The sequence below is a fragment of the Rhizobacter sp. P2_D12 genome, assembly GCF_056404395.1.
The window spans coordinates 39,491-61,198 of sequence record NZ_JBFUEB010000008.1 but is presented as its reverse complement, the minus strand read 5'-3'; the positions used below and the strand labels follow the sequence as shown (position 1 = coordinate 61,198).

Annotated in this window: 19 protein-coding genes; 2 read left to right on the top strand and 17 right to left on the bottom strand. The window is 69.7% G+C overall.

Annotated features, from left to right (window positions below; genetic code table 11):
• The first annotated feature begins 55 nt into the window (after positions 1-55).
• Both AC1DYN_RS04225 and AC1DYN_RS04220 read left to right on the top strand, forming a co-directional pair.
• Positions 56-1,192, top strand: coding sequence for a porin family protein (locus AC1DYN_RS04225; protein ID WP_477957855.1), 1,137 nt, complete (start codon positions 56-58; stop codon positions 1,190-1,192).
• A gap of 386 nt (positions 1,193-1,578) precedes the next feature.
• Positions 1,579-2,076 carry a PEP-CTERM sorting domain-containing protein gene (locus AC1DYN_RS04220; protein ID WP_477957854.1) on the top strand — a complete coding sequence of 166 codons (498 nt, stop codon included), beginning with the start codon at positions 1,579-1,581 and terminating at the stop codon, positions 2,074-2,076.
• A 307-nt stretch (positions 2,077-2,383) separates the two neighbouring features.
• Here the strand turns inward: AC1DYN_RS04220 and AC1DYN_RS04215 are convergent, their stop codons facing one another.
• The 17 genes from AC1DYN_RS04215 to xrtB form a co-directional block, all read right to left on the bottom strand.
• Positions 2,384-3,475, bottom strand: a complete 1,092-nt coding sequence (locus AC1DYN_RS04215; RefSeq protein WP_477957885.1) for a nucleotidyltransferase family protein — start codon at positions 3,473-3,475, stop codon at positions 2,384-2,386.
• An 8-nt stretch (positions 3,476-3,483) separates the two neighbouring features.
• The gene (gene rfbC / locus AC1DYN_RS04210) at positions 3,484-4,032 is read right to left on the bottom strand and encodes a dTDP-4-dehydrorhamnose 3,5-epimerase (protein ID WP_477957853.1); all 549 of its coding nucleotides are present in this window, start codon (positions 4,030-4,032) and stop codon (positions 3,484-3,486) included.
• Complete coding sequence (gene rfbA / locus AC1DYN_RS04205; RefSeq protein ID WP_477957852.1) at positions 4,032-4,913, bottom strand: glucose-1-phosphate thymidylyltransferase RfbA; 882 nt, start codon at positions 4,911-4,913, stop codon at positions 4,032-4,034. Before rfbA ends, rfbC begins: the two co-directional genes overlap by 1 nt.
• A 28-nt stretch (positions 4,914-4,941) precedes the next feature.
• Positions 4,942-5,838: a dTDP-4-dehydrorhamnose reductase gene (gene rfbD / locus AC1DYN_RS04200; protein ID WP_477957851.1), complete on the bottom strand. Its 897-nt coding sequence runs from the start codon at positions 5,836-5,838 to the stop codon at positions 4,942-4,944.
• Positions 5,835-6,905: a dTDP-glucose 4,6-dehydratase gene (rfbB, locus tag AC1DYN_RS04195; RefSeq protein ID WP_477957850.1), complete on the bottom strand. Its 1,071-nt coding sequence runs from the start codon at positions 6,903-6,905 to the stop codon at positions 5,835-5,837. Before rfbB ends, rfbD begins: the two co-directional genes overlap by 4 nt.
• A 13-nt stretch (positions 6,906-6,918) precedes the next feature.
• Positions 6,919-8,373 (bottom strand): mannose-1-phosphate guanylyltransferase/mannose-6-phosphate isomerase, encoded by a 1,455-nt coding sequence (locus AC1DYN_RS04190; RefSeq protein WP_477957849.1) that lies wholly within the window; start codon positions 8,371-8,373, stop codon positions 6,919-6,921.
• Between the two features lie 47 nt (positions 8,374-8,420).
• A complete protein-coding gene (locus tag AC1DYN_RS04185) occupies positions 8,421-9,299 on the bottom strand; it encodes a 2OG-Fe(II) oxygenase (RefSeq protein WP_477957848.1) in 879 nt (292 codons plus the stop codon).
• Between the two features lie 173 nt (positions 9,300-9,472).
• Complete coding sequence (locus tag AC1DYN_RS04180) at positions 9,473-10,612, bottom strand: DUF1972 domain-containing protein (RefSeq protein ID WP_477957847.1); 1,140 nt, start codon at positions 10,610-10,612, stop codon at positions 9,473-9,475.
• Positions 10,613-10,617: 5 nt separating this feature from the next.
• The gene (locus AC1DYN_RS04175; protein ID WP_477957846.1) at positions 10,618-11,778 is read right to left on the bottom strand and encodes a glycosyltransferase family 4 protein; all 1,161 of its coding nucleotides are present in this window, start codon (positions 11,776-11,778) and stop codon (positions 10,618-10,620) included.
• On the bottom strand, positions 11,775-12,947 hold the full coding sequence (locus AC1DYN_RS04170) for a glycosyltransferase (protein WP_477957845.1): 1,173 nt from the start codon (positions 12,945-12,947) through the stop codon (positions 11,775-11,777). The genes AC1DYN_RS04175 and AC1DYN_RS04170 overlap by 4 nt, the downstream gene beginning before the upstream one ends.
• On the bottom strand, positions 12,931-14,019 hold the full coding sequence (locus AC1DYN_RS04165; RefSeq protein WP_477957844.1) for a glycoside hydrolase family 99-like domain-containing protein: 1,089 nt from the start codon (positions 14,017-14,019) through the stop codon (positions 12,931-12,933). Before AC1DYN_RS04165 ends, AC1DYN_RS04170 begins: the two co-directional genes overlap by 17 nt.
• Complete coding sequence (locus tag AC1DYN_RS04160) at positions 14,016-16,616, bottom strand: oligosaccharide flippase family protein (protein ID WP_477957884.1); 2,601 nt, start codon at positions 16,614-16,616, stop codon at positions 14,016-14,018. The genes AC1DYN_RS04165 and AC1DYN_RS04160 overlap by 4 nt, the downstream gene beginning before the upstream one ends.
• A 5-nt stretch (positions 16,617-16,621) precedes the next feature.
• Positions 16,622-17,845 carry a glycosyltransferase gene (locus AC1DYN_RS04155; RefSeq protein WP_477957843.1) on the bottom strand — a complete coding sequence of 408 codons (1,224 nt, stop codon included), beginning with the start codon at positions 17,843-17,845 and terminating at the stop codon, positions 16,622-16,624.
• Complete coding sequence (locus AC1DYN_RS04150) at positions 17,832-19,166, bottom strand: hypothetical protein (RefSeq protein WP_477957842.1); 1,335 nt, start codon at positions 19,164-19,166, stop codon at positions 17,832-17,834. Before AC1DYN_RS04150 ends, AC1DYN_RS04155 begins: the two co-directional genes overlap by 14 nt.
• Complete coding sequence (locus AC1DYN_RS04145; protein ID WP_477957841.1) at positions 19,163-20,128, bottom strand: glycosyltransferase family 2 protein; 966 nt, start codon at positions 20,126-20,128, stop codon at positions 19,163-19,165. Before AC1DYN_RS04145 ends, AC1DYN_RS04150 begins: the two co-directional genes overlap by 4 nt.
• On the bottom strand, positions 20,125-20,865 hold the full coding sequence (gene epsI, locus AC1DYN_RS04140; RefSeq protein ID WP_477957840.1) for an exosortase-associated protein EpsI, B-type: 741 nt from the start codon (positions 20,863-20,865) through the stop codon (positions 20,125-20,127). Before epsI ends, AC1DYN_RS04145 begins: the two co-directional genes overlap by 4 nt.
• Complete coding sequence (gene xrtB, locus AC1DYN_RS04135; RefSeq protein WP_477957839.1) at positions 20,862-21,704, bottom strand: exosortase B; 843 nt, start codon at positions 21,702-21,704, stop codon at positions 20,862-20,864. The genes epsI and xrtB overlap by 4 nt, the downstream gene beginning before the upstream one ends.
• Between the last annotated feature and the right edge of the window lie 4 nt (positions 21,705-21,708).

Below are 21,708 nucleotides of genomic sequence, written 5' to 3'. Positions count from 1 at the left end.
TCTTGCCGGCGGGGCCACGTCCGCTCTTGCCGGCGATGAATCCGACCCTTACACGTTGGGCGTCAGCCAGAGCTTCGCCGCCGACACCAACCTGTTCCGGGTGCCGGACGGCTCGGCGTACAGGCCGCGCGACATCATCTCGTCGACCGGCCTGCGCGCCGCGATCGACCAGCCGTTCGGCCGCCAGCGCTTCAGCGCCGGGCTCGATGCCAACATCAACCGCTACAAGAACAACACCCAGCTCAACAACACCGACCACCGGCTGTCGGCGCGGCTCGACTGGTCGACCGTCGAGCGCGTGTCGGGCGAACTGACGGCCGAGCAGCGCAACAGCCTGTACCGCTACGACCTGGACAGCCAGTCGCGCTTCACCGGCAAGAACCAGCTGCGCACCACCGGCGCCGGCCTGCAGGTGCGTGTCGGCGTGGTCACCGCATGGACGCTGGATGGCGGCTGGGCCGGCAACCAGAGCCGCTATTCGGCCGAGCAGTTCAGCAACCGCGACGTGCGCCAGCAGACGGTCAACGCCGGCGTGCGCTGGGCCGACAGCGATGCGCTGAGCGTGCGCCTGGGCGGGCGCCATACCGAGGGCCGTTTCCCGAACTTCGGCGTCGAGCCGGACGTGTTCCGCCGCAACGACGTCGACCTGAGCATGGTCGCGAAGCCGAACGGCCTCAGCACGGTCAACGCGCGCGTCAGCGTGACGCGCGAGAACCACTCGGTGCAGGCGCAGCGCGACRACAGCTCCTGGACCGGCGCGCTGGGCTGGAACTGGCAGGCCACCGGCAAGCTGAGCTTCGAGACGCTGCTGTCGCGCGACAGCAGCGTGGGCAGCAGCACCTACGGCACGGCGCTGAACGACATCGACTCGAGCGACACCCGCATCAGCCAGGGCGTGCAACTGAATGCACGCTGGGACGCGACCGCGAAGATCCAGGCGACGGCGCGCGTCGGCTACACGCGGCGCAAGCTCGACAACGCGTTCATCGTCAATGGCGTCAACACGCCGTCCGAGGGCGAGGACGCCACCACCACGGTGGGTTTCGGCCTCGCGTGGCAGCCGATCCGCGCGCTGCAGCTGGCCTGCAACATCGGCCACGAGCGCCGGCGCGTGGTGGGCGACAACCTCACCATCACGTACCCCTACCGGGCCACCACCGGCAACTGCTCGGGCCAGTTCAGCATGCGCTGAATCCGGCAGATCTGTCGGATAAACCGTGACGGTTTCACGGTGCCCAATTTCCATGCTGCATTGCACCAAGCGGGTGAGCGTCGCCCAGGCATGGACCATGCTGATATGTCGACTTGAAGACAGTTTGCAGCCTCTTGCAGGCCGTAACGAAGAGATACAGGGGAGAAATCGGCAAGCTTTGGCTGCCGGCTGGTAGTTGCTGCAGCAAATTAGCCAGCTTTTTCTGCCTCGGCCGGCGATTTGGGCAGCCGCGGGCCGGCACGCTGGCTGCCTAGCACCGTTGGCACCCAGTGAAGGCCGGTTCAACCCCCTGAACCAGGGGATTCCGGCCGAAAGTGGCGTGCATATTGCATACGGGAAAGCACCTAATCACCAGGAGGTAATCGATGAAGAAGTTCCTTGTAACCCTGGCCCTCACCGCGATGACATTCGCGACGGGCTCGGCTTTCGCATCCAGCGAAAGCTGCGACGATCCGTTGAAGAGCAAGCTGGGTCAAAGCTTCTGCTACGAAGTGTTTGATGACCTGGCTCCCGGTCTCTACAACGTGAGCTTCGAATATGCAGCGACGAAGGCGTCCGGTGGTCTTTTCGACCGCACGCTGGACTTCGCCTTCCTGTTCGACAGCGCCAAGGGTCCCGGCACGTTCGACCAGTTGTCCGACTCGACGAAAACGTCGGGCTGGAACACCTATTCGTTCGTGACGAAGGCGGGTGGCGACAGCTTCCTGATCTTCGCGCTGCTGGGTGTGTATCCGCAGAAGTTCAGCCTCGCACTGCAGAACATCACCGTCACGGCCGTTCCGGAACCGGCGACGTACGCGATGCTGCTGGCCGGCCTGGGCGCGATCGTGTTCGTGTCGCGTCGCCGTCGTCCGCAAGACTGAAAGGCTGACGGCCCCCCAGTCGCTTCGCTCCTGCCCCCAAGGGGCGCCACCCGGCGGTCCGGCAAAGCCGGTTCCGCGGGCGTGGCTTGAGGGGCACTTCGCTGCGCTTGTGCAGTGGCGACTGATTGACAAAGCCCCGTGGTATCTACGCCGCGGGGCTTTGTTGTTCTTGGGCCTTCTTTTCCAACTGGCTCGCTGCGCTTCGTCTCAACGAAGTGAGAGACGATTGCCGGATTGGCATCCGGGCTACGAATCCGGGTTGTTCGCGCCAAGCCGCTGGTTCGGCAAAGCCGATGCAGCAGCAGCGTCAGGCCCGCGCGTCACTCCAACGCAGCGTGCACTCCTCGTCCCCCTGATAGAACGTCTTGCCCTTGCGGTCCACGCAGTACAGCGGCGCGACGATCATGTCCTGGAAGGACTGGCCCGCCCCGATGCGGGTGTACTCGAACAGCACGCTCTGCCGCAGCGTCGAGCCGCGCCGCAGGTGGCTGCCCGTGCCGATCCAGGTCGGGCCCTGGATCGTCACGCCGGGCTCGATCTCGACCCCCGAGCCGATGTACACCGGCCCGTTGATCGTCACCTCGTCCCACGGCACCCGCGTGTTCAGCCCCACCCACACCCCCGGCCGCACCTCGCGGCCCGGCATGTCCATCTGCGCCACCTCGCCGCGCAGCACGCGCTGCAGCACGCTCCAGTAGTCGCTGACGCGTCCGATGTCGATCCAGTTGAAGAAGCGGCTCTGCGCATAGAACGGCAGCTGGCGCTCCACCATCAGCGGGAACAACTGGCTGCCGATGTCGAACACCGTGTCGCTCGGCACCAGGTCCAGCACCGCCGGCTCGAAGATGTAGATGCCGGTCGAGGCCAGCGTGCTCAGCGCCTCTTCCGGCTTCGGCTTCTCCTGGAACGACAGCACGCGGCCGTCCTTGTCGGCCCGCACGATGCCATAGCTCTGCACCTCGCTGCGCGGCACGTCCAGCGTCACCACGCTCGCCAGCGCCCCCTTGCTGCGGTGCTCGAACAGCGCCGCGCCGAAGTCCAGGTCGATCAGCGCATCGCCGCACAGCACCACGGTCGTCTCGTCGAAGAAGCCGGAGAAATCCTGGATCTTCTTCATGCCGCCGGCCGACCCCCTCGGCTTCGGCACGATCTCGCCATGCTCGCGCGCACCCTCGTACGAGTAGCCGATCTCGACACCCCAGCGATGGCCGTCGCCGAAATGGCTCTCGATCTTGTGGTGGTTGAACGCGACGTTGACCATGATCTCGCGCACGCCGTAGCGCGCCAGGTGCTCGATCAGGTACTCCATCACCGGCTTGCCGAGGATGGGCACCATCGGCTTGGGCAGGTCGCGCGTCAGCGGACGCACGCGCGTGCCCTGGCCGGCCGCCAGGATCATCGCCTTGGTCATTCGAGCCTCGCCTGCGCCAGCCCCGGCGCCGCGGCGTCCTTGGCCGACAGCTGCGGCACCACGCCGACGTCGGGCCACGCGATCGCGAGATCCGGATCGTCCCAGCGCACGCAGCCCTCGGCCTGCGGCGCGTAGTAGTCGGTGGTCTTGTAGAGGAAGTCGGCCGTCTCGGTCAGCACCAGGAAACCATGCGCCAGCCCCGGCGGAATCCACAGCTGCCGGTTGTTCTCGGCGCTCAGCTCCATGCCGACCCAGCGGCCGAAGGTCGGGCTCGAACGGCGGATGTCGACCGCGACGTCGAACACCGCGCCGCTGGTCACCCGCACCAGCTTGCCCTGCGCATGCGGCGCGTACTGGAAATGCAGCCCGCGCAGCACGCCACGCGCCGAGCGCGAATGGTTGTCCTGCACGAAGTCGTATTCGCGCCCGACCGCCTCGGCGAACACCCGGCCGTTGAAGCTCTCCATGAAGAAGCCGCGCGCATCGCCGAACACCTTCGGCTCGAAGGCCAGCACATCCGCAATCGCTGTCTGCGTGACCTTCATCAGAACACCTTGTCGTGCATCAGTTGCAACAGGTACTGGCCGTAGCCGCTCTTGGCGAGCGGCTTGGCCAGCGCTTCCAGCTGGGCCGAGGTGATCCAGCCCTTGCGCCAGCAGATCTCCTCCGGGCAGCAGGCCTTCAAGCCCTGGCGCTTCTCGAGCGTGTGGATGAAGGCGCTGGCCTCCAGCAGCGAATCGTGCGTGCCGGTGTCCAGCCAGGCATCGCCGCGGCCGAAGATCTGCACTTCGAGCGTGCCGGCCTCCAGGTACAGCCGGTTCAGGTCGGTGATCTCCAGCTCGCCGCGCGGGCTGGGCTTCAGGCTCTTCGCATACGGCACGACCTTGTCGTCGTAGAAGTACAGCCCGGTCACCGCATAGCGGCTCTTCGGCTGCTTCGGCTTCTCTTCGAGGCTGACGGCCTGCGCCTTGTCGTTGAACTCGACCACGCCATAGCGCTCGGGGTCGGTCACCGGGTAGGCGAACACCGTCGCGCCGCTCGTGCGCGTGGCCGCGTCGGACAGCCGCGTGCCCAGGTCGTGGCCGTAGAAGATGTTGTCGCCCAGCACCAGCGCGCTCGGTGCGCCGGCGAGGAACTCCTCGCCGATCAGGAAGGCCTGCGCCAGGCCGTCCGGGCTCGGCTGCACCGCATAGCTGAGCTCCAGGCCCCACTGCCGGCCGTCGCCCAGCAACTGCTGGAAGCGCGGCGTGTCCTGCGGCGTGCTGATGATCAGGATCTCGCGGATGCCGGCCAGCAGCAGGGCGCTGAGCGGGTAGTAGATCATCGGCTTGTCGTACACCGGGATCAGTTGCTTGCTGAGGGCGAGCGTCACCGGGTGCAGCCGGGTTCCGGACCCTCCGGCGAGGATGATGCCTTTGCGGTTCATGGGGTCTCCCAAACGATGGTTCTGGTGGTCAGGCCAGGATCTCGGTGAGCATGCGCTCGACGCCCGACTGCCAGGGCGGCATGCGCAGCCCGAAGGCCTGGTTCAGCTTGTCGCACGACAGCCGTGAATTGAGCGGCCGCTTCGCCGGCGTCGGGAAGGCGGTGGTCGGCACCGCCTCGATCGCGTCGGGCGCCACCTTGATCGCCTGGCCGCGCGCACGCGCCCACTCGATCACGAAGCGGGCATAGCCGTGCCAGCTGGTCTCGCCGGCGGCCACCGCGTGGTAGGTGCCGGCAAGCTTCGGGTCGGCCATCGCCGCGCGCAGCGCATGCACGCTGACGTCGGCCAGCAGGTCGGCACCGGTCGGCGCGCCGACCTGGTCGTCGATCACCGTCAGGCGCTCGCGCTCGCCGGCCAGGCGCAGCATGGTGCGCGCGAAGTTGCCGCCGCGCGCCGCATAGACCCAGCTGGTGCGCAGGATCAGGTGCCGGCAGCCGCTGTCGCGGATCAGTTCCTCGGCCTCGAGCTTGGTCTGGCCGTAGACGCTCAGCGGCCCGGTCGGGGCATCCTCGGTGCGCGGCTGCGTGCCGCTGCCGTCGAACACGTAGTCGGTGCTGTAGTGGACCAGCCATGCGCCCAGCGCCGCCGCCTCGCGCGCCAGCACGCCGGGGCCGGTGGCGTTGATCGCGCGCGCCAGTGCCGGCTCGCCCTCGGCCTTGTCGACCGCGGTGTGCGCCGCGGCATTGACGATCACGTCCGGGTTCACCGCACGCACCGTGGCCGCCAGCGTGTCGGGCTTCGAGAAATCGGCCTTCAACGGACCCGGCGTATCGAAGTCGAGTGCGGTCAGCTCGCCCAGCGGCGCCAGCGCACGCTGCAGTTCCCAGCCGACCTGGCCGCCTTTGCCCAGCAACAGGATCTTCATGCCGCGGCCGCCTCGCCGTAGTTCTTCGCGACCCACTCGCGGTAGCCGCCGCTCTGCACGTTGGCGACCCAGCCGGCGTTGTCGAGGTACCACTGCACCGTCTTGCGGATGCCGGTCTCGAAGGTCTCGGCCGGCCGCCAGCCGAGCTCGCGCTCGATCTTGCGCGCATCGATCGCATAGCGGCGGTCGTGGCCCGGGCGGTCCTTCACGTAGGTGATCAGGCGCTTGTACGAGCCGGCCGCATCGGGACGCAGCTCGTCGAGCAGCGCGCAGATCGTGTGCACGATCTCGAGGTTGGTCTTCTCGTTCCAGCCGCCGATGTTGTAGGTCTCGCCGACGCGTCCGCCGGCCAGCACCGCGCGGATCGCGCTCGCGTGGTCGCGCACGTACAGCCAGTCGCGCACGTTCTGGCCGTCGCCGTAGATCGGCAGCGCCTTGCCGGCGAGCGCGTTGACGATCATCAGCGGGATCAGCTTCTCGGGGAAGTGATAGGGCCCGTAGTTGTTGCTGCAGTTGGTGGTGACCACCGGCAGCCCGTAGGTGTGGTGCCAGGCGCGCACCAGGTGGTCGCTGGCGGCCTTGCTGGCCGAGTAGGGGCTGTTGGGTTCGTAGGCGTCGGTCTCGGCGAAGGCCGGGTCGGTGGCCGACAGCGAGCCGTAGACCTCGTCGGTGCTGACGTGGTGGAAGCGGAACGCCGCCTTCGCATCGCCCTCGAGCGTGCCCCACAGGCCGCGCGCGGCCTCGAGCAGTGCAAAGGTGCCGTCGATGTTGGTGCGCATGAAGGCCCCCGGGCCGTGGATGCTGCGGTCGACGTGGCTCTCGGCCGCGAAGTGCACGATGGCGCGCGGCCGGTGCCGCGCCAGCACCGCGTCGACGGCGGGGCGGTCGCAGATGTCGGCCTTGACGAACACGTGGCGCGCATCGCCGGCCAGCGAGGCCAGGTTCTCGAGGTTGCCGGCGTAGGTGAGTGCGTCGAGGTTGACGACGGTTTCGTCGCTCTGCGCGAGCCAGTCCAGCACGAAGTTGCTGCCGATGAAGCCGGCGCCGCCGGTCACGAGAATGGTCATGAAACGAGTCCTGTCATTGGGTTCGGCCGTAGGTGTCCTCGAAGCGGACGATGTCGTCTTCGCCGAGGTACGAGCCCGATTGCACTTCGATGATTTCCAGCGGCACCTTGCCGGGATTGGCCAGCCGGTGCGTCTGGCCGAGGGGGATGTAGGTGCTCTGATTTTCGCTGAGGATCATCACCTTGTCGCCGTTGGTGATCTCGGCGGTGCCGCAGACGACGATCCAGTGCTCGGCGCGGTGGTGATGCATCTGCAGGCTGAGCGACGCGCCGGGGTTGACCATGATGCGCTTGACCTGGAAGCGCGCGCCGGAGTCGATGCTGTCGTACCAGCCCCAGGGCCGGTGCACCTTGCGGTGCAGCGTGTGCTCGCCGCGCCCGCGCGCGCCGAGTTCGCCGACGATCTGCTTGACCTCCTGGCTGCGCGAGCGGTCGCTCACCATCACCGCGTCGGCGGTCTCGACCACCACCACGTCGGCGAGGCCGACGACGCTGACGAGCCGGCTGGTCGCATGCACCAGCGTGTTGTCGCTGTCGTGCAGCAGCACGTCGCCGACGCTCGCATTGCCGCGCGCGTCCTTGCCGGCCACCTGCCACACCGCGTCCCAGGCGCCGAGGTCGTTCCAGCCGGCGTCGAGCGCGACCATGCGGATGTCGAAGCGGCTGCCGGGGCAGCGTTCCATCACTGCGTAGTCGACCGATTCGGACGGCACCGCGGCGAATTCCGCCTTGCCGGGGCGCACGAACTTCGCGTCGCTGCTGCGGGCTTTCCAGGCGCTGGCGGTGGCCGCCGCGATGTCGGGGCGGAAGGCTTCCAGCGCGGCCAGCCACACCGAGGCCTTCAGCACGAACATGCCGCTGTTCCACAGGTACTGGCCTTCGCGCAGGTAGTGCTCGGCGGTGGCGAGGTCGGGCTTCTCGACGAACTGGGCGACCTTGCCGTCGGGCGTGCCGCGGATGTAGCCGTAGCCGGTCTCGGGACGGTCGGGCGTGATGCCGAGGATCACGATCGCGCCGTCGGCGGCGCCGCGCACGGCCTGCTGCAGCGCGGCGGTGAAGGCGGCGCCGTCGGTGACGGTCTGGTCGGCCGGCGTCACGACGAGGATCGGGTCCTGGCCACCCTCGACCGCGGCGAGCGCGGCCAGCGTGAGGGCCGGCGCGGTGTTGCGGCCCTGCGGCTCCAGCACCACGGCGGCCGGCTCGATGCGCTGGTCGCGCAGCTGGTCGAGCACCAGGAAGCGGTGTTCCTCGTTGCCGATGATCAGCGGCGCCTGCACCGCGATGTCGGTGCTGCCCAGGCCCGCCAGGCGCTGCACCGCCTGCTGGAACAGGCTCTGGTCGCCCGACAGCACGAGGAACTGCTTCGGGAATCCGGCGCGCGACAGCGGCCACAGCCGCGTGCCGCTGCCGCCGGCCATGATGACGGGCAGCACCGACAGCGCTGTCGACGGGGTGGAGGGCTTGGACATGGGCTTTTCTCTTCCTGGGAGCTTTGTGTTCTGGTGCGGGTTTGGGATTATCGGCGCGTCAGCCGCTTGATCGCCGTGACGACGAAGGGCGGCAGGATCTGCTTGAGGAACTGCTTGCTGCGGTCGCTGCGGGTGGCGAACAGGTAGGTGGACAGCATGGCTTCGCGTCGGTCCTCGCGCGCGAAGCGGTTGGCGTAGTAGTACGACGCCACCGACCGCCGCGTGACGCCGGCCGGCACGGCGAGCGGGTGCGAGTGGCCGTGGTAGTGGGTGCGGCCGTGGCACATCAGCACCGAGCGGCCGAACTCGGGCTCGATGGTCTTGATGCACTGGCCGCGCTGGGCATCCCACAGCTCGAGCGCGCCGTTCCACGGCGGCTGCCAGTCCTTGTTCAGGTAGGTGAGCAGCACCATCTCGTTGTGCAGCGCGGTGCGGGGGTGGCGATCGAAGTCGACGTGGATGCCGAAGGATCCGCCGGGCAGTGTCTCGTGCAGGCCGCCGCCGAACAGGTGGGCGTCGTGCACCAGGTCGACGACGCCGCTGATGTGCGACAGCACGTGCAGGAAGAAGCTCGAGCCGAGGGTCCAGAAGTAGAGCTGGCTGGCCGGCCCCAAGCGCGAGCCGACGCGCGAACGTTCGACGCGCGCATAGGCATTGGTCTGCGTGCTCCAGTGGTCGCGTGGCAGCACGTCGAACTCGTCGCGCACGAGCTCGAGCAGGCGCGGGTTGAACCAGTCCTCGACGACGATGTGCGGGAAGGGCGCGGCCGACTGCATCTGCGCGCGCAGGTCGTCGAGGTAGGCGGTGTCGGCAAGTCGAGGATCGAGCAGTTCGTCGAGCGCCAGGCGCACGCCGCGGATGGTGACGGATGCGGAGTCGTCGGCCAGGGCCTTGGCAACTTCGACCTCGACAGGCAGGGTCATCATGGCTTCTCTCGATTTCGCCGGGGGCAACAAGCGATCGTAAGCAAGCTCAAGGCCGGTGAGTGTGACTACCCCCCTGAATGGATGTGACGACGGCCCCCCGGTCGCTTCGCTCCATGGGTCGCGCGCTGCGCTTGCTTCGGATGCCAATCCGGGATGCTCGACCCAAGCCAAGCTCAAGAAACACCGCCTTGTTCACGCGCTGCGGTGCGCGGCATCGGCAGCCACTGCAGCAGCAGTTGCTCGTACTGCCCGAGGATGTGGTTCCAGGTGAAGCACTCTTCGAAACGGGCGCGGCTCGCCTGCTGCATCGCCGCCAGTCGCGCCGGATCTTTCAACACCGCCTCCAGCGTCGTCGCGAACCCGTCCGCGCCCGAGAAGTACCCCGCTTGCGGCCCCGCCACCCACCGATTGAAACGGTTGTCGTGCGCGATCACCGCATTGCCCGCGCCCAGAGCCTCGACCAGCGACGGATTGGTGCCGCCGACCTGGTGCCCGTGCACGTAAGCCAGGCTGTGGAAACGCAGCGCCTGCACCGTCGGCTTGTCGTAGATCGCGCCGACGAACTTGACCTCGGCGCTCGCAGCTTCCTTCACCGCGCGGTGGTACGCGTTGTCGGCCGAGTAGTTGCCCAGCACCGTCAGCGTCACGCCGCGCGGCGCGCGCGAGAAACCCTGCACCACCTCGAGGATCGAGTTCTCGGGTTCGGGCCGCGCCACCAGCGTCAGGTAGCGCCCCGGGTCCAGCCCCAGCCCGCGCACGCGCTCGTCCGGCACGTCGTGCAGCGGGTCGGCCCCATAGGCGATCGTCGTCACCTTGTTCGCGTTCACGCGCGTGCCCAGGTGCTGCTTGATCTCCGGGTGGTCGGCCACCAGGTGGTTGCCCAGCCAGCAGCCGGCCCAGTCGTTCATCCAGAACCAGGTCTTGGCGGCACCGCCCCACTTGGCGCGCGACCACTCGATGCCGTCCATGTTGATCAGGTTCGGGATGCCCTTCAGCCGCAGCAGCGCGCAGAACACCGCCGTGTTGTAGCCGAGCGTCAGGCACAGGTCGCGGTGCCTCGCGGCATGGCGCGTCGCCATCCAGTCGAACTCGATCGTGCCCTTCGGCCCCGCCGCGGCCACCGGCATGCGCACGCGCTCGACGCCGCGCCAACTGTCCTCGAACACCGGGCCGACGCCGTCCTCCTGGCAGTACACGATCACGCGCCAGCCGCGCTCCACCAGGTACAGCGCCAGGTGTTCCGCAAAGGTCTCGAAGCCGCCGTGGGCGGCCGGCACGCCGCGCGTGCCGAGGATGCGCAAGGTCTTGGTCATGGTCGTCAATGCTGTGCAGGGGCCGGAATGCGCCCCGGTTCGAAGAAGCTGCGGGCGCCGTCCACCAGCACCTGCGCCGAACGCTGCCAGTCGAAGCGCTTCACCTGCTCCAGGCCCTGCTCGCGCATGCGTGCGCGCAGCGGCGCATCGGCCAGCACCTGGCGCAACGCGGCCGCCAGCTCGGCGCTGGAGTTCGGGTCGGCATACAGCGCCGCCGCGCCGCCCACCTCGGGCAGCGAGGTGGTGTTCGACGTGATCACCGGCACGCCGCTGGCCATCGCCTCCGCCACCGGCATGCCGAAACCCTCGGCGAACGCCGGATAGGCGAACAGCAGCGCATGCCGCATCACCGCCGGCAGCACGCCGTCGCCCACCGACGACAGGAAGCGCACGCGCTGTTGCAGCCCGTGCGCGCTCACCGCGCGGTCGATCTGCGCGTAGCTGAAATCGCGCTGGCCCACCACCACCAGCGGCGGCGCGTCGGGGCCCAGCTGCGCATAGGCATGGATCAGCGTCTCGTGGTTCTTGCGCGGCTCCAGCCGGCCCACGGTCAGCAGGTAGTGGCCCGGCTCCAGGCCCAGCGCGCGCACCTCGTCGGCGCCGTCGGGCCCCGGCCTGAAACGCTGCGGATCGACGCCGTTGTAGGTGATCGCGATGTCGTCTGCCGGCACGCCGTACAGCCGCGCGATCTCGCCCTTCGAGAACTGGCTGACGGCGAACAGCCGCTGCGCACGCCTGGCCGCATGGCGGAAGGTCAGCTTGGACTGCAGCACGAAGCTGCGCGGGAAGAACTGCGGGTGCGTCTCGAACAGCAGGTCGTGGATGGTGCAGGCGCACGCACCGGTGCGCACGAAGGGCAGCCGGTACTGCATGTGCAGCAGGTCGATGCGGTGCTTCCACTGCAGCCACGGCAGCTGCAGGCCGAGCCGCAGCGGTGCGCGCCGGTGCGGCATGCGCACCAGCTCGACGTTCGGGGCGCGGAACTCGGCGTGCGCATCGCGCAGGCTGTCGACGCCGTCGAGCAGGAACACGAAGTCGATGTCCGGCGCGAGCCGGATCGCCTCGCGGTACAGCCCGAGGATGTGGCTGCGCGAGCCCTGGAAGATGCCGTCCCAGGTGTGGAAATCCACGCCCAGGCGCGGGCGGCGAACGGAGGTCGAGGTCATGAGGTGCGGGGCGGTGGCGTCAGGGGGACCGGCGCGCCGTCGTGCACCGGTTCGAGCAGCTGGCGGCTCAGGTCGACGTGGCGCAGCGCGAAGCCTTCGGAGCTGAAGCGGCGCTGCTGCAGCCGCTGCTGCGCCGCGGCCACCTGGCGCTCGCGGCGGCCGGGCTGCGTGGCCAGCGCGTCGAGCGCGTGCCACAGGTCGGCGGCATCGTGCGGCCGGCAGAAGGCGATCGCGTCGTCGCCGAAGTAGTGGTCCAGCCCGCCGGCGCGCGTGGCGAGCACCGGCACGCCGCGCGCCGTCGCCTCGAGCACCGCGGTCAGGCCCGAGGCATGCAGGTTCTCGTGCAGCGGCACCACCACCGCGTCGGCCCAGGCATAGCTGTCGACCACCTCCTGCTGCGTCAGCGGCCGCGCGCTGATGTTGGGCTGCGCGAGCCGCGGCGGGAAATGGCTGGAGCCGATGCGCAGCTCGACGCCGGCACGCCCGCCCAGCGCCTGCGCCAGCGTGGCCCAGTCGCGGTGCCGGTCGTTGCCCAGCGCCAGCACGCGCAGTGGCCGCGTGCCGTCGAGCACCGGCTGCACGCGCCCGGCGGCGATCGGGTAGCTGTCCAGCGAGATGCCGAACTCGACGATCGCCTGGCGCTGCCCCAGGCCCAGCTGGCGCGCCTGCTGCATGTTCAGCGGCGAATGGAAGGTGGCGGCCTCGGCGTCGCGCATCAGCCAGCGCACCGCGCGTTGCCGCAGCGCCGACCAGCCGCGCCATTCGTCGACCAGCCAGATCGACTGCGCGATCAGCGGCGCGCCGCGCAGCAGGCCCAGCCGGCGCAGCAGGCCCACGCCCAGGTGCTCGTACTCGGTGTGCGTCCAGACGACGTCGGCCTGGTCGATGCCCAGCCGGCTGCGGTTGGCCCACACGTGGCGCAGGTCGAAACCCAGCAGCTTGCGAACGGCCCGGTCGACCCAGCCGAGCGGGCCGGGCCAGGTGGGCGTAGCGCGCGAGAACGCCAGGCGGCAGCCCTGCGCGAGCGCATGGTGGTAGCCGTAGGGCGTGGCATCGGGCACCTCGCCGCGCGCGTGGCGCTGCGACCATGCGGCGGCATCCAGGTGCCGCGGCAGCAGCACCGTCACGCGCAGGGCTGCGCGGGAGGGTGCGTCACTGGCCGAAGACATCCTGCACCTTCTCGAGGTAGCGCATGCCGAACTTCTTGGTCGGCTCGATGTACGAGCCTTCGCCGAACTCGTTCCAGCAGCACAGCATGCCGGTGCGCTTGGTCTTGTCGGGGTAGGCGTCCATCATCGCCTTGGCGGCCCGCAGGTGGGCCTCGAAGGTGTCCGGCGTCGACACCGAGTTGTCGTGCGCCGCCGGCGTGCTGCCGCCCCACGGCGACTTGTCCCAGCCCGAGGTCATCGGCGGAAAGTACGGGATCTTGGTGTTCTTCAGGATCCAGTCCCACTGCGTGCGGTAGGCCTTGTCGAGCTGGTCGTAGTTCTCCGAGATCGGGCCCTTGGTGTTGTCCTCGCCGGCCATCGCGAAGTGCAGGTTGTAGGCGCTCATCGCGTCGAAGCCCGAGCGCACCGCGTAGTCGAGCACCCAGTAGCGCGCGGCCACCACGCCCAGCACGAAGTAGATGCCCGGCAGGCCGGCCGCCACGGCGCGGGCGCGCGCGCGGTCGAGCAACTGCGCGGTCGTCACCTGCATCGCGGTGGCCTGCGCGCGCAGCACGTCGGGCGAGAAGATGTAGATCGCCGGCTTGTTGTCGATGCGCACGTACTCGGGCCGGTTGAAATGGTTGCTGACCCAGAAGTCGACCAGCGCATCCCATTCGGCCAGCGTCTTCGGCTCGGCCGTGTGGTTGGCCCACAGCAGCCCGTACTTCAGGCGGCTGCGCTTGGCCGATGCCAGGAAGGCCAGCACCGAGGTCTGGCGCGCCGGCTTGGCGTTCTCCCAGTACCAGTCGAACACGATGAAGTTGATGCCGGCATCGGCCATCCAGTCGATCTGCCGGTCCAGCGTGCGCGCCTGGTCGTCGCGGTACCAGCCGAGCATCGGCTCGCGCTCCGGGAACTTCTTGATCGCGACCCAGGTGTCGGCCTGGTTCTCGCCCTTGATGCCGGGCGACCAGCCGGGGTAGTAGTACATGCCGAGCCGGTACGGGCCGGCCGCGAACGCCGTGCTGCCGAGCAGCAGGCCGAGGGACACCGTGGCAGCGACCCACCACGAGAACAGGCTAGAGCGTTTCATCGAAAGACCTCCGCTTGCATGCGCGCCAGCATGCGATCCGCCGCGGCCCGCTCCTGCTGGCGCTGGCGCTCGACTGTGACCACCACGTCCGGCCAGCGTTCCCGCATCGCATCCACCAGCGGCGTCAGATGCTGCGAGTCGAATGGCGCTTCCCACACGAAGTCGTGCAGGCCGAGCTTGGCGCACATCTGGCGCACCTTCGGATCCACCGCCACGCCGATCGCCGGACGCCCCAGCAGCGACGCGATCACCACGCCGTGGAAGCGCGCGGTGATGAAGAAATCGCAGGCCTGCAGCGCAGCCAGGTAGTCGCCGGTGCTGCGCCGTTCCGGGTCCCAGGTGTCGACCTCGACGCCGTTGGCCTTGAAGTAGGCGATCGGTTCATGGTCGGCCGGTTCGCAGAACGCGAACAGCCGCACCTCGAAGCCCTGCGCCTGCAGCTGCCGCACCGCATCGAGCATCGCGATCTGGAAGTTCGCCGCCTCGGTCGCATAGCCCCAGCCGCGGATCACCACGCCGACGGTGCGCGGCCGCTGAGGCAGCGCGCTCTGCGGCGGCAGGTCGAGCAGGTCGGAGCCGAAGCAGATGTCGGCGCCATCCTCGATCTGCGCCAGGCCCCACTTGCGCGGGTACTCCGTGCTCTCGACGTCGCGCAGCCAGATGCGCTGCATGCCTTCGAGCACGCGGCGCGATTCGAGTTCGTTGCCGGCCAGGAAGGGCCCGACGCCGATGCCCACGGCATAGCGATCCGGCACCGGCATCAGCGGGCGCAGCAGCAGGCGCGTGGCAGCGTGCAGCGCTCCTTCGTCGCGCAGCAGCGCGCGGATGCGCGCCCACAGGGCGGCACGCGGCTTGGCCACGCCGCGGCCCGGGAAGCTGAAGAACTGCGTGCCGCCGGCGAGGATCTCGACGTCCCAGCGCGCCGGGATCGGCTTGAAGCGGCGCTCGATCTGCACGAAAGGCAGGCTCGCCTGCACGTAGCCGCTCTCGCGCGGCTCGCTGACGGCCACCGAGATGCGCGCATCGGCGTTCTTCGCGCGCAGGCAGCGGTGCATGCTCCACATCAGCAGGTCGTCGCCGAAGTTGCGTTCGCCGAAGGCGCCGACGACGCGGATGCGGGTGCCGCCGTTGAAACTTCGGATGCCGGGCAGGCGGCGCAACAGGTGGCGCAAGGTCTCGGGCATGAGCGTCATCACGAGGATCAGGAAAAGAAGGACACAGGTGCCGAGCGCGACTGCAGCGCCGACGATGGGGGACTGCAAGGACGACCAGTGCGATGCAACTGCCGCGCCAGCCCCGGCGGCGAGCAGCGCCGCCAGCACCGGCCGCGCGACGGCCGCGGCCATCTGACGCGCGCCGATGCCCACGTGTCGGCGCAGTGCATGCAACAGCACCGGCAAGGCCACCAGCTGGGCCACCAGCAGGCTGGCGGCGACGCCGGTGGGGCCCAGGGGCAGCAGCGCGAACAGCGCGGCCACGGTGGCCGCGGTGCGCACCATGCCGACCCGCACCGAGGCCCCCGGATGGCCGGTGGCCTGGAGCATCGAGCCGAACAGGAAGATCACCGCGCGCAACGCGCCCAGCACGCACAGCACCTGGAACGCGCCGGATGCACCGCTCCAGCGCGGGCCGAAGACGGCGGGCACCAGCAGCGGTGCGCTGGCGGCGGCGAACAGGAAGGCCGGCACGATCAGCAGCGCGGCGAGTTTTGCGCGTTCGGCCAGCGCGCGCGCCAGCGCGGCGGGGTCGCCCTGTTGCCTTGCGAACACCGCGATCGATGAATCCCACAGCGGTGCGGCCAGCAATTGCGCCGCGGCCTGGTGCGCGCGCGTGGCGAGCGCGTAGTTGCCGAGCGTCGCGAGCCCGAGCCGGTGCCCGACCACCAGCTCGACGATGCGGGTCTCGACCAGGTCGAGCAGCTTCACCAGCATCAGCCGCGTCGAGAAGCCGCTCATCTGCTTCAGCGCGCTGCGCGGCACGTGCAGGTGTGGCCGCCAGCTCTCGTTGCGCCACAGGATGATGGTGCCGACCAGGTGGAAGCACAGCTGCTGCGCGACGAAGGCCCAGACGCCCCAGCCGAGCGCGGCGGCGCCGATCGCGACGCCGCCGCTGACCAGGTTGGACAGCGCGCTGCGCTGCGCCAGCGCCCGGTAGTTCAGCGCGCGCCGCAGCAGGCTGGCCGGCACGCTCGCCAGGGCCATCAGCACGAACACCGGCGCCAGCGCGCCGATCAGCGGCGCGACCTCGGGGCTGTCGAAGGCGCGCGCGAACACCGGGGCTGCGAGCAGGGTCAGCAGCACCAGCAGCAGGCCGATCGAGAGCGTGGCCCAGAACGCTGCATCCAGGTGCTCGTGCGAGAGCTCGTTGCGCTGCACGATGGCGCCGGAGAACAGCTGCTCGACGAAGATCTCGCCCAGCGTCAGGAACACCATCGCGACCGCGAAGGTGCCGAACTGCGCGGGCGTCAGCAGCCGCGCGAGCACGAAGAACACCAGCAGCGTGATGCCGCGGGCGGCCCAGTTCTGGATGTAGGCCCACAGCGTGCCGCGCGCGGCTGAGACCTTGGGCGCGGCGTCGAGCGGCGCCCGCGGCGGCATCGTGCTCACGCGGTCACCTCCGCCAGCGAAGCCGCGACGCGCTCGCGCCACGAACGCTCCGAGAAGGCGACGCCGGCATGCGCGCGCGCCGCCTCGGACAGGCGGGCCCGCAGTTCCTGGTCGGACAGCACGCGCACCACGCGCTCGGCGAAGGCCTGCGCATCATCCGCCACCATCGCATGGCAGCCGTCCAGCGCGCCGGTGCCTTCGACGCCGATGCGGGTCGACACGACGGCCGAGCCGGCCAGCATCGCCTCCACCGTCTTGATCTTCACGCCGCCGCCGCTGACCAGCGGCACCACGGTGACGCTGTTGCTGGCGTAGAACGCATGGATGTCGGGCACGAAGCCGCTGAACTCGACACCGTCGCCGGCCTGCGCGACCAGGCTGGCCGGCGGGTTGCGCCCGGCGACGACGAAGCGCGCGGCCGGCAGGCGCTCGCGCACGCGCGGCCAGATCTCGCGCAGGAACCAGCCCATGCCTTCGAGGTTGGGCTGGTGGCCGAAGCTGCCGGCGAAACCCACCTGGCCGGCGACGGCGCTGACGGCCGGCAGGTGCAGCACGCGTTCGTCGGCCAGCGGCAGGCCCATCGACATCGCGCGCGTGGCCGGGCTCATCGCCTGCAGCACCTGGGCATCCTGTTCGGACAGCGTCAGCGCGGCGGCAAAGCGCGGGTAGTGGCGCGCCTCGTAGCGCGCCCAGGCCACCCAGTTCAGCCAGTTGCGCGGCCCGGGCGCGCGCTGCGCCTGGCGGAAGCCGGACAGCGTGTAGGCGTCCTGCACGTCCATCACGCAGGGCACGCCGCCGCACAGCTCGACGTACTGCGCCATCTGCGGGAACTGGATCCACACCACGTCGGGCCGGAAGCGCTGCAGCATCGAGCGCAGCGCGGTTTCCATCTCGGGCGTGCGGCACAGGCGGGCCAGCTCCGGCTCGCCGAAGGCCAGCGACCCGAGCCGTGCGCGCAGCACCTGGCCGCGCGAGATGGCCAGCGGCACGCTGTCGACCAGCGTGCACAGCGACTGCAGGCTGGCCAGGTCGCGCGCGTCGCGCTCGCCGGCGTCGGCGCCGCGAAACCCGAGGAAGGCCAGCGTCGCGAAGCCGGCCAGCGCTTTCAGCTGGGCATGGCACAGCGCGGCGCCGCCGTTGGACGAGGACTCTCCGTACAGGAAAGGCGAGAGCAGCAGCACGCGCGGCGCCGTGGGGGCGGGCGCATCAGGCAAGTTCATGCGAGGCGAGGGTGGACTGGTACAGGGAAGGTGGGCGCGGCGGCGCGAACACGCGGGCCGAGGCGTGCATGAAACGCCCGAGCAGCGTGAAGACGAACAGGAAGAACACGACGATGTCGGGCTCGAAGCTGTAGGGCAGGAAGAAGGCGCACAGCGTGAAGGCGATCAGCGCGGACCACTGGCTGCGGTGCGCCCACAGGCCCGACAGCATGCCGGCGATGGCCAGCATGAAGACGGTGCCGATCGGCAGGCCCATGTCGTAGTAGACCGCCAGGAAGCTGTTCTCGACGTTGTAGAGCATGCCGCCGAACAGCGCGGCGCGCGCGCCGACGGTGCCCTTCGGGTAGCCGTGCCAGGCGTAGTCGTCCAGCGACTCGGCGGCCATGACGAAGGACTTGTGGTGGCCGACCATCGACGGGTCGGTGCCGCTCGCGTTCAGCGTCGCCCAGCGGGTGATGGCGCCGTCGCTGTAGCTGTCGGCGAGCAGCAGCGCCAGCGCCATCAGCGACAGCAGCACCGCGCCGGCCAGCACCATGCGGGTCAGGTTGGCCGGGCTGAACAGCACGCCGGCGGGCACGCAGGCGAGCACCAGCGCCGCGCCGCCCAGCACCAGCGCGAGCCAGCTGCTGCGCGAGAAGGTCATCGCGACGGCCAGCAGCGCGAGCACCAGCGCGGCGACCACGAAGGGCGTGGGCACGGGCCGCGGCTTGCGCGAGAACAGCACGCCGCCGACCAGCAGTGCGTACAGGCCGACCGCGAGGCCGAGCGAGTTCGGGCCGGTGGCCGGCAGGCCCATGCGCAGGAAGGTGCCGCCGGCGATGTACCAGGCGCTGGCCAGCGGGCCGGTGCCGGTGTCGTCGCCCATCAGGTTGCGCAGCAGGCGCGGGTTGACCTCGACGGCGGCGAAGATCGCGAACGCGGTCAGCACCACCGCCAGCCCGCACCAGAAGGCCATCCGCAGCAGCGCGCGCGCGTCGTCGTCGCTTGCGCGCAGCACGATGCCTTCGAGCGCGATCGCGAACATCAGCGGCAGCATGTAGATGCGGGCGAAGTACAGGCCGGGGATGTGGTGGTCCTCGAACGCGGCCACGAACACGTTGGCGGCGATGCAGGCGATGCACAGCAGCGTCCACAGGTAGAAGCTGCGCGCCTTGAAGACGTCGGTGCGCGACAGCGCGTAGAACACCAGCAGCAGCAGCAGGCCGTCGCGCAGCGGCGGGATCAGGTTGGGCACGTGGGCCATGCCGAGCACCGTCTTGCCGAACTGCGACAGCAGCGAGACAAAGGCGATCAGGCAAAGGAGGCGGCCGGCTGCTCTCATTGGGCCACCACGGGTGCGTGCTTCCACCACGCGGCAAAGGATTGCCGCGCGGCATTGAAATAGCCGTTGCGCTTGTCGCGCTGCAGCGCGCGGCGCTCGGGGTTGTTCGACATCACCGCGCGGCCGGCGTGGGCCAGTGCCTTGGCCGAGAACAYGACGCCCAGCGACAGGGCAAGACGCGAAGCCGCGGCCTTGCCGAAGTGCTTGCTCGCGAACAGCAGGTAAGAGCGCAGCGTGCGCAGCACCGTTGCGCGGCCGGCCCAGGCCTTGCCCGCGCCTTCGTAGTGCGTGACGGTGACGTCGGCCCGGTAGGCGGCGCGCAGGCCCAGCTGGCGCACGCGCCGGCCGTAGTCGACGTCCTCGCAGTACATGAAGAAGGCATCGTCCAGGCCGCCCAGGCGCTCCCACACGTCGCGTCGCGTCGCGAGGCAGGCACCCGACACCCAGTCGACCCGGCCGTGCGATGCGGCATAGAAGGCCGGGCGCGTCTGCACGCGGCGGAACACGTCGGGCGTGCGCCACTGCTTCTCGAGGCCCAGCCACGACAGCGCGATGCGCGCCGGCGTGTGCTCGAAGCCGACCGAGTACTGCAGGCGGCCGTCGCCATACACCAGGTGGCAGCCGGCGACGCCGACGTCGGCCTGCAGCGCCTCTTCGACCAGCGGGTCGAGCGGCATGTCGCAGCGCGTGTCGTTGTTCAGCAGCAGCAGCACGCGCCCGCGCGCCTCGCGCGCCGCGCGGTTGTTGCCGCCGGTGAAGCCGAGGTTGTCGGGCGACTCGATGTAGCGGATGTCCGGGCGCGTGCGCAGGAAGGCCTGGCTGCCGTCGACCGACGCGTTGTCGATCACGATCACCTCGGCGCTGTGGCGCTGCAGCGCGGCGCGCACGCTGTCCAGGCAGGCGGGCAGGAAGCGCAGGCCGTTGTAGTTGACGACGATGACCGAGACATCGGGTGTGTTCATGGCGCGGTGGCGGCGACGCTTGCGTCGCCGGGGCTGCGGGACGGGCTGACCGGCCCGACCAGGAAGCGGCGCGTGCGCGGGTCGACGGACTGCAGCAGGTCGGCCATGAAGCGCTCGTGCTGCGCGTACGCGGCGGCCGGCTCGGTCGACAGCGTCGAGACGCGGAACAGCAGGCCGTCGGGGATCCAGCCGCGCAGCCCCTGCTTCAGGCGCGACACCTGCTGCTCGACGCCGGAGGGGATCACGTCATCGCCGACGCGCATCCAGTAGCTGATGGGCTCGCTGCGCCCGCCCAGCCGCGCCAGCAGGCGCTGCACCGGCACCGGCGATGCGTCGGTCGCGACCGCCGAGTGGCCGCCGGCGCGGATCGCGAAGCCCTGCGCGACGTAGCAGACCTCGGGGCGGTGCAGCTCCAGCTCGCCGGCCTGCGCGGTGCCGTAGGCGATCGACAGCATCACGCGCTCGCCCGCCGGGCCGATGTAGGTGCGCGTCAGCGTCTGCGCGTACAGCGTGCTCAGCAGCGCGGCCTGCTGCGGGTTGATGACCTGCGCGAACGCGTTCGGGTCGACGCGCCAGCCGGCGAAGGCCTGCGGGATCGCCGCCTCGAGCTTCAGGTCGCTGCTCAGTGCAGCGAGCCGGGCGCGCGGCGTGAAGGCCTGGGCCAGCACCACGGCGCCGAGCATCAGCAGCAAGGTCGTCGCGGCACGGCGCCACATGGGGGTGATGCGCAAGCTCATGCCGTCCCCGTGCGCCGGATACCCAGCCGCAGCAGCGTGTCGGCGCCGGTGATCAGCAGCAGCGCCGCCATGAACAGCACCAGCCCGGCGAAGCCGTGCAGGAAGCCCTGGCCGGCCTCGTCGCCGAAGTGGAAGGTGATCAGCGTCAACACCATCACGCGGATCACGTTGGCGCAGAAGCTGATCGGCACGATCAGCACCGCGAGCGCGACGTTGCGCACCACCGAGGCGTGGCGCACCAGGTTCAGGTACAGCAGGCCCAGCGCCTCGAGCGTGAACAGCGTGTGCAGCCCGGCGCAGGCATCCGCCACCAGCAGCTGGTACTGGCCGATCTGCAGGATCACGCCGGTGCGGCTGATCGGGTAGCCCAGGTGGTACAGGATGTTCTCGGCGACGTACGACACCGCGAGCTTCATCGGCTGCGTCAGCGCATCGACCAGCGAACCCGGCAGCGGGATCATGAAGACCATGAAGAAGAGCGGGAACCACATCGCCTTCAGCGCGCCGGGGCCGCGCAGCAGCAGCACCAGGCCGGCCAGCATCCACACCAGCGAGCCGATCTCGAGGATCAGGATGCCCTGCGAGCGCCCTAGCGCGTAGAAGAACGCGGCCGGCAGCAGCAGCAGCCAGGCGGCCAGCGGCCGCGGCCGGTCGTCCGGCAGCGACATCGCGCGTGGCCAGGCGCGGTACAGCAGCCAGGCCGAGATGCCGAGCACGATCGGCCCGTGCCCCTGCTCGTCGGTGCGCCAGATGCCGTGCAGCAGGTCGAAGAAGCTCGGGCCGTACATCGCCAGCAGCCCGATCGCCGGCAGCAGCCATGGCGTGAGCCAGGCTGCCATCCAG